The organism is Mesorhizobium sp. M5C.F.Ca.IN.020.32.2.1 (assembly GCF_004023105.1).
In the GTDB taxonomy this organism is placed as follows: domain Bacteria; phylum Pseudomonadota; class Alphaproteobacteria; order Rhizobiales; family Rhizobiaceae; genus Mesorhizobium; species Mesorhizobium wenxiniae.
Genome location: NZ_RZSX01000243.1, coordinates 1 through 7,563, shown reverse-complemented (window position 1 = coordinate 7,563; position 7,563 = coordinate 1). Strand labels below are relative to the sequence as shown.

General features: G+C 57.6%; 7 protein-coding genes and 2 pseudogenes. 2 read left to right on the top strand and 7 right to left on the bottom strand.

Annotated features, from left to right (window positions below; translation table 11 throughout):
• Positions 1 to 112: 112 nt before the first annotated feature.
• Positions 113 to 955: a LuxR family transcriptional regulator gene (locus EOA86_RS14360; protein ID WP_236473425.1), complete on the bottom strand. Its 843-nt coding sequence runs from the start codon at positions 953 to 955 to the stop codon at positions 113 to 115.
• A 600-nt stretch (positions 956 to 1,555) separates the two neighbouring features.
• Between EOA86_RS14360 and EOA86_RS14355 the strand changes: the two genes are divergently transcribed.
• A complete protein-coding gene (locus EOA86_RS14355; protein WP_091599443.1) occupies positions 1,556 to 3,358 on the top strand; it encodes an ABC transporter ATP-binding protein in 1,803 nt (600 codons plus the stop codon).
• 475 nt (positions 3,359 to 3,833) lie between these two features.
• Positions 3,834 to 4,029, top strand: a pseudogene (locus tag EOA86_RS41500) (7-cyano-7-deazaguanine synthase); the annotation flags it as partial.
• Positions 4,030 to 4,085: 56 nt separating this feature from the next.
• Here EOA86_RS41500 and EOA86_RS14350 read toward each other — a convergent pair.
• From EOA86_RS14350 to EOA86_RS14325, 6 genes and pseudogenes are all read right to left on the bottom strand, one after another.
• Positions 4,086 to 5,099 (bottom strand): 1-aminocyclopropane-1-carboxylate deaminase, encoded by a 1,014-nt coding sequence (locus tag EOA86_RS14350; RefSeq protein WP_091599447.1) that lies wholly within the window; start codon positions 5,097 to 5,099, stop codon positions 4,086 to 4,088.
• A gap of 331 nt (positions 5,100 to 5,430) precedes the next feature.
• Complete coding sequence (locus EOA86_RS14345) at positions 5,431 to 5,808, bottom strand: exopolysaccharide production repressor protein (RefSeq protein WP_091599450.1); 378 nt, start codon at positions 5,806 to 5,808, stop codon at positions 5,431 to 5,433.
• Positions 5,780 to 6,097: a ferredoxin III, nif-specific gene (fdxB, locus tag EOA86_RS14340; RefSeq protein ID WP_029356496.1), complete on the bottom strand. Its 318-nt coding sequence runs from the start codon at positions 6,095 to 6,097 to the stop codon at positions 5,780 to 5,782. The genes EOA86_RS14345 and fdxB overlap by 29 nt, the downstream gene beginning before the upstream one ends.
• Entirely contained in the window at positions 6,094 to 6,297 is a 204-nt protein-coding gene (locus EOA86_RS14335; RefSeq protein ID WP_091599454.1) for a CCE_0567 family metalloprotein, read from the bottom strand. The genes fdxB and EOA86_RS14335 overlap by 4 nt, the downstream gene beginning before the upstream one ends.
• A gap of 46 nt (positions 6,298 to 6,343) precedes the next feature.
• Positions 6,344 to 6,772 carry a DUF269 domain-containing protein gene (locus tag EOA86_RS14330; RefSeq protein WP_091599575.1) on the bottom strand — a complete coding sequence of 143 codons (429 nt, stop codon included), beginning with the start codon at positions 6,770 to 6,772 and terminating at the stop codon, positions 6,344 to 6,346.
• A gap of 345 nt (positions 6,773 to 7,117) precedes the next feature.
• Positions 7,118 to 7,563, bottom strand: a pseudogene (locus tag EOA86_RS14325) (TlpA family protein disulfide reductase); the annotation flags it as partial.

The window sequence follows — 7,563 nt, the reverse complement described above, 5'->3', positions numbered from 1 at the left end:
AGGTGCTCGAGGCCGAGATGGACGAGGCGCTGGGTGCTTCGAAAGAGCGAGCGCACGCCGGAGCGTCTCGGCTATCACTCGCGCTACTACGGGCGGAGAACTACCTGCGCACCTATTGCGGTTCGATAATCCCAAGTTTCGACGCCTTTACAGCAGCTAATGTTCTGCTGGTCGAATCCAACTTCCGCATCACGTTTTTTAGATGGAAATCTACGGTATATCGCGATATCCCTAAAATAGTTCCGATGTCCCATGACGATTTTCCTTGTGACACCAAATCAATGCACTGTATTTCTCTCGGAGACAGGTTATGAACTTGCTCCGACGCAGTCGTAGTGTCGAACTTCGTAACCATCAGATGAAACCGTAGCGCGGCCATTTGCAGGTAAGTGATCGCTCTATTTTGCAATTCGCAGTCCGAGGATTGAGCAAAACTCATAAACCTAAAGCTGTCAGCAGGGCCATGTAATGGGACGGTAACGCCTGACCTCAAGCCGAATGTTGCTGCTTCGTCCAAGACGCGGCGTCCATCTTCAGTTATGCTTTCATCGGTATACACCTCGCTCCATCGAAAGGCCCCTGCCTCCTTTCGACCTTTCTTGATGAGTGGGTCTATTTTGGCATAGCCCATTCTCAAGTAGCGCTCCTGCCATTCAGCAGGATAATTCCACATCACCACAGAATCCTGTCGGTTCGGCTTGAAAACCCTCTGTTTTGATGCGAGCGGGCCATAGGCAATCCACGGGCAATCGAACTTCAGCGCAAACGCGGACAACAGTTCGAACAACTGTTCGGATTGAGCGATATCATCAGTCATGTCGAGGAATAGACCAAACTCGAGCTCAATCCGCGGCACGATCTCTCCTTCAGTTGCTTTCTCATTGGTGCACAGCTCCAGCCCAGCATCGCAACATGCGTAGTGCGCAGGAATCGACAGCCGGAGTTTCTTCCGCACCTAAAGACGTACCCTCAAGAGTCGTGCCACCTTGCGAGCGGAGCTTTCTTCAGGTTGTAAACCGACTGGAGCAAGGTACCCAGGAGGCGAACCGAACAGCACTGTGTCGGGGAGCGCACAATCCGACAGTCGAGCATTCGATTGACGGAATATGGGCAGGAAAGTATTCGCGGCGCGTTTTTGAAATCAGCACCTAAGCCCCGAGCACTTGAGAAAGCTGCGTTGCAATTGTACTTATTTGATCGAGGCAACGTGATGCACCACGTGATTACCGGCACACGCTCCGCTTATTGGGTAGAGAAAGAACAAGTTCAACATTCAATCGATACATCGGCCCTTCTTTTCCAATCTTCCCCGAGTTGGGGAAGCCATAGCAATCGTATTCGACTGGATCGCGGCTGACTTTCTCCAGGCTCGGTAACCTGCTGAATTTGTCCTTCGGCTGTTCCCGCTCAGTTGGCACGACTTTTGAACCCCACCGTCGTGAGGCGGCAGGAGCTGCCCGCCAAAATTGATGCTGTTGTGGGGGAGGTCGAAAATTCCAGTTTTGTCATTTAACTTCTTTGGGACCGAGCGTGTCGATGCGCCCGCTTGGAAACTATGAAACGTTTCCCCGTCCATGGGCGCGACGCCACTTGTCGCGACGTTTTCGCCTTTACTGTCCGCCACTGGAGCCGGCAGCCGGTGCGGCTCGCGATCATCATGGCCGCGGTGCTTGCCTCCACGCTCGTCGACGTGCTGTTGCCGGTCTATTCTGGCCGTCTCATCGACGCTGTTTCTCGTGCTGCTAACGCGGCAGCACCAGCCCGGGATTCAGCTGTTGCAGCATTCTCTGTACCGATTGCGCTAGCGCTCGCTGCCATTGCCATGCGCCACATCGCCTTCATTGGCATTAACGACCTTTTGCTGAAGATGATGTCCGATGTCGCGAACGAAGCTTTCCATCATGTCCAGCGCTTTTCGACAGACTGGCATGCGAACAGCTTCGCCGGCTCGACAGTGCGCAAAATAACGCGCGGCATGTCGGCGCTCGACCTCCTAAACAGCACTATACTAGTCGCGCTGTTCCCGTCGTTTGTCATCTTGATCGGCTCGACGGTGCTGCTCGGCTGGCACTGGCTGGTCATGGGCGTGATCTTTACATGCGGCTCTCTGATCTATCTTGCATTCTCGATTTCGCTGTCGCTCAGCTATGTCGCGCCGGCGGCGAGCCTTGCTAACAGATGGGACACAAGGCTAGGCGGCGCGCTAGCGGACGCGGTCAGTTGCAACGCTGTGGTCAAAGCCTTCGGTGCAGAGATCCGCGAAGACGAGCGCCTTGCAAATATCATGACCAAATGGCGGCACCGCACGCGCCGGAGTTGGGTGCGGGTAACGATCATCGGCTCAACCCAAGGCGTCACTTTGGTTGCGCTCAGGGTGGCGGTGATCGGATACGCCTTGCTTCTGTGGTCGCATGGACAGGCAACGCCGGGCGAGATAGCATATGTTCTCACGTCCTTCATCGTCTTACAGGGCTATCTGCGTGATGCTGGCCTGCATGTACGCAACGTGCAGCGCTCGGTTAATGAACTGGAAGAACTGGTGGCCATCCACAATCAGCAGCTGGATGTTGCGGATCGACCAGAGGCCAAGCCGATCCGGATCACGAAGGGCCGTATCGATTTCGAGAACGTCCACTTCCGCTACGCCAACCATCCCCTGCCGATCTATAGCGAATGTTCGCTGTCGATTGAAGCTGGCGAAAGGGTTGGGTTGGTTGGACCCTCCGGTTCCGGCAAGACAACATTCGTGAAGCTCATCCAGAGACTCTACGACCTGAGCGGCGGCCGGATCCTGATAGACGGCCAGGACGTCTCCGAGGTGACCCAAGAGTCGCTCCGTTCGCAGATCGCGATAGTGCAGCAGGAGCCTATCCTGTTTCACAGGTCGCTTGCCGAGAACATCGCCTATGGCCGGCCTGGCGCGAGCCAGGCCGAGATCGAGCAAGCGGCACGGCTGGCCAGTGCGCACGACTTCATCGCGCCCCTGCCGAAGGGCTATGGGACATTGGTCGGCGAAAGGGGTTTGAAGCTCTCCGGCGGCGAGCGCCAGCGCGTGGCGATCGCGCGCGCCTTCCTCGCGAACGCGCCGATCCTTATCCTGGATGAGGCCACATCGAGCCTCGATTCGGAATCCGAGGTGCTCATTCAACAAGCGGTGGATCGGTTGATGGTGGGTCGAACCACACTCGTCATCGCACACCGGCTGTCGACAGTCCGCTCGCTCGATCGGCTGCTCGTCTTCGATCGTGGCCGCATCATGGAGGACGGCGATCATGCCGCGCTGATCGATCTCGATGGTGGCATTTACCGCCGCCTCTTCGAACGGCAGGCGTTGGAACTAGCGAAGGGCCTGGCCTGAGCGCCAACCGGGTTGCGCGATGCGCCGAGCCGTTGCCGGAGAGGCGTGTGGCAGTGAGGCCTTACCGACGAGCGGCGGGCGTTACGGCCGGCAAAACCAGCACGGCCGGAACTGTCCGCCAAGCGGGCGGGCGGGAATGCACCACGTCTAAGCTTCGGCGAATGCGCGCAGTTACACCCGGGCACCGAATTGTCGCGCCTCACGGCGAACGCACCAAAAGGGCGGGAATCTCGACGGTCATTTGGGTCCGGGAAGTTGTGCGGACCTCGCCGTTACCCACATTTCGCCAAAGGAAGCGAAGTCAACGCACATTGAAGAGGGCGGTGCTTCCGGCCGGCTGGGAGCCCTGTCGCTGGCCCACCTGCCGCACACGCCGGCCACGTCAACGCATCAAACTCCCTTCGGTTCGCAAAGTCGTCCCTCGGAGACCCGGAAGCGCAGGAGCTCCGACCGCAGTCCTCGCTCAACTCTCGCCATCTGCTCCGGGGGATTGGATTCCGTTCCCTTGCTAACAGAGTGGCAGCTGAGCACGAACTCGCCGGCCTCGTGTCTTTCTACGGCCAACGGCATAGGAAGAGATTGGATTCGCCGGCCCTCTGCGGAGCGAATGAACAGTTCTACAGATCATCGACGTCCGCGAAATTGACCTCGGCCTTTCCGGCCCAGCGCTGAACAGTGCTATGCACGTCCGGTACGGCAGGACGGCGGAATCGTAGTCTGCCGAACGTTAGCCGTTGCGAAAGGTGTAGCCGTACCCGTTGATCGCCGGGGCGCCACCGAGATGTGCGTAGAGGACCCTCGATCCATCTGGAAAGAAGCCCCTCTGGACGAGATCCATCATCCCTTGCATCGATTTGCCCTCGTAAACGGGATCGGTAATCATGCCCTCGAGCCGCGCGCACAGACGGATTGCCTCTTTGGTTTCCTCCGATGGAACGCCATAACGCGGATACGCGTAGTCCTCGAGCAATACCACGTCTTCCTCCACAAGTTCCGTCCCGAGATCGACGAGCATCGCTGTATGTTGGGCTATGCCAAGCACCTGCGCCTTGGTCTTGGCGGGGGTGGCAGAGGCATCGATACCGATCACGTTGCGATGTCGACCGTCCTTGGCGAACCCGACGAGCATGCCGCCGTGGGTTGAACCAGTCACCGTACAGACGACGATATAGTCGAAGGCAAACCCAAGCTGCTTTTCCTGGGCGCGCACCTCCTCAGCGAACCCCACATAGCCCAGGCCGCCGTATTTGTGGACAGAGGCGCCGGCCGGTATCGCATAGGGCCTGCCGCCCCTTGCCTTGACCTCATAAAGTGCCTTTTCCCAGCTGCGGCGGATGCCGATGTCAAAGCCCTCGTCAACCAGGCGCACCTCTGCCCCCATGATGCGGCTCAAGAGGATATTGCCGACCCGGTCGTAGACGGCATCATCATGTGGGACCCAGCTCTCCTGGACCAGGAGGCATTTCATGCCGATCTTGGCGGCGACCGCAGCGACCATGCGCGTATGGTTGGACTGCACGCCACCGATTGTGACGAGCGTATCGGCATCTGACGCGATCGCGTCGGGCACAATGTATTCGAGCTTGCGCAGCTTGTTTCCGCCGAACGCGAGACCGGAGTTGCAGTCCTCGCGTTTGGCGTAGATTTCCACCTTGTCGCCCAGATGCTTGCCGAGGCGGTCGAGCCTCTCGATCGGCGTGGGCCCAAAGGTGAGCGGATAACGTTCGAATTTTTCCAGCATCCTCTCTCCAGCAAAAAAGTACCTGAACCGGCTACGCACCGGTCAGCCCAAGGGTGCGTGTGATCAAAGCCACCCGTCTTTCGAAGCGGGTGCAGAAGACGTTCATCGTTATTGCAGCACCGAGTTTGTCATTGCGACAAGCAGACCGCATCCAGCGTGCTGCGATGACTCTTATGTGCCTAATCGACCAACCACCCGCATCTCCCGGCCTAAGGGCAAACCGAATGTGGTCGCGTCTTAGCCGAACACAGATTCCCTATACGATCAACTCAGTCATCAGAGGGTGACCAAAATTGGTGTGGGTCTGAGCACTGATCCTGTCATCCGCGCATCAAAGCAGCAGCACATGCTGGGCATTCGACCATAAGCCGGGACAACAGCTGAAAATTTCATTCCGCAGCTGATCAGAGTCAGGCGACTGATACCGAGCTTCCCTGGAACCATTGACATGCTGGCCCATGTGGCGAGTTCCACGAGCTCGGCTAGACCGCCAGATCAGAAAGAGCACGGTGTCGAGATAGCCGGCCTGAAGCAGCAGCGAACAGGCCAGCGTCGTGACGACTGCCACATGGGTCCAATGCGAAGCGAAGTAAACCATCGACGCATTGCTGCACAGGACCAGCCCCACGAGCCGACAAAAGATATGAAGTGCAACGCCGTTCTCCTGGTTTTTCGCCAGATCATGTTGCGAGCTCGTCGGCCGCAACATGCGTCTGGCAGTTCTTGGGGCAGACGCGGGCGCAGGCTCCGCAGCCGATGCAGCGGCCGGCATTGTCAACAACCATGATCATGCGATTGAGCTCGCCATCGAAATCGTCATCCTCGTCATTGCAGGGGCCGAGGATTTCACCCGCGTCATCGACGCCGTGAAGATGCATGACATCGCGCGAGCAGACCTTGAAACAACGGCCGCAGCCGATGCAGGTCTTGCTATCGATGAAGGTCAGGTACGACGGCATCCAAATGGAGCCGTCACGGGTGGTGAATGTGCGCATCATCCTAAATTCTTCATTGAAGCGAGTTCTCTCTTGGCAACGTCCAACTCGGCATAAACGGCGTGGGTTTTCTCGGCGACATCCTGTATGTCGGCCCACTTTTTCGGCAGACCCTCGACAAGGTCCTGCAATGCCATCTTGGCAATAGCTGCACGCAACTGGAGCTTTCGGACTTTCTTCCTCATCTTATCTAGGTCTGACATAGATCCTTCCTGGAACAATGGTTTTCTTGATGCGCGCCATCTCGGGCTAGGCTTCAGTGGCTGCAGTCGCATCGTCGACCAGTTTCGTACCGGCCTCAGCCAGTTTGCGGAAAGTCTCGAAGCCGAACCGGTGGACGTCTCGATAGAACGACCAACCGCCGGAAGCCCCCAGGGGTTTCATTCCAATTATTGGCGACGTCGACGCGCCGGAGCGCTCCTCAATCGCAAGCGCCACGGCGGTGTAAAACATGTCGAGCCTCCACAGCGCGTCAGGATCGGGATCGCCGCCAAAGGGTATCGCACATTGCTGTTGCTTGGTGATGATGAACTCGCCCAGCAGCTCGGCGTCCGAATTGCCTTCCCATAAGCCGAAGGAATCCTGAGTACGGATCAGCCGCAGAAGGCATTTGACAAACGGGGAAGCAAGGGCCTCGTCGTCCTTGTTGACAGCAGGGCCACCCGGTGCATGAGGCATTTCGTTGTTCCTCATTTCAGTCTTCGTCTTCGAGAGACGATTTCCCTTTCCTGCGATGCCCACTCCGGGCCCACTTGCGTGGCCGACGAATGGCTTGGGCGGGCCAACCCCACCCAAGAATGCCCCGTGGCCGACCTCGACATGTCCACGAGTGCGAGACCTACGGCGCGAATTCGCGGCGCACATCGTCTGCGCCGCGATCCGACCGGTGGTCAACGCAATTGAAATCCAACCTGCCCCAAGCCGCCTGCCCTTGCTGCATCGACATACTTGCTGCGAAGCGAGCCTCGATGGGCGGATTGGGCAGTGTTCAGTTCCAATTGTCATCCCCTTCGCGATATTTGCTCAGGAAGTGACTGCGTTTTGAGTTTCGGATGCCTTGTTTTGCGGAGCCACACAAAGATCCGCGTGACAGGCAGGCTCACCCGTGTAGTTGGCCAGTGCTTGGAGCAATGGGGTGAGGTAGTACTGTTTGGTATGGTCCGGCATTGGCTCCGGGTGGTCCAGCGATTTGATTGCCACCTCGATCAACTCGATCGCGCGATCCTTGTTGCCGCTCTCGTAATAATACTGAGCGACCGGGATGTACCAACGGAATTTAAGGGGCCCGTCGCCTTGCGGAGGATTAAGTTCCAGGATCTGTTCTGAGAGCTCGTTGCCCATCGCAAAGCGATCATCATGCGGAAGATGGGAGTTGTCGATCGTGGGATCGAAGAGTTGGTTCAGCGCCATGACCATCCAAGACACCGCTTCGAACTTTTTGTCGATCGCGTCCTCGACCAATTCTCGCA

What these genes read in the sequence shown, in the direction of transcription:
- EOA86_RS14345 (WP_091599450.1), bottom strand. Translation starts at nt 5,808, where the DNA reads ATGTTGCGGCCGACGAGCTCGCAACATGATCTGGCGAAAAACCAGGAG.
- EOA86_RS14355 (WP_091599443.1), top strand. Translation starts at nt 1,556, where the DNA reads ATGAAACGTTTCCCCGTCCATGGGCGCGACGCCACTTGTCGCGACGTT.
- EOA86_RS14350 (WP_091599447.1), bottom strand. Translation starts at nt 5,099, where the DNA reads ATGCTGGAAAAATTCGAACGTTATCCGCTCACCTTTGGGCCCACGCCG.
- fdxB (WP_029356496.1), bottom strand. Translation starts at nt 6,097, where the DNA reads ATGATGCGCACATTCACCACCCGTGACGGCTCCATTTGGATGCCGTCG.
- EOA86_RS14330 (WP_091599575.1), bottom strand. Translation starts at nt 6,772, where the DNA reads ATGCCTCATGCACCGGGTGGCCCTGCTGTCAACAAGGACGACGAGGCC.
- EOA86_RS14335 (WP_091599454.1), bottom strand. Translation starts at nt 6,297, where the DNA reads ATGTCAGACCTAGATAAGATGAGGAAGAAAGTCCGAAAGCTCCAGTTG.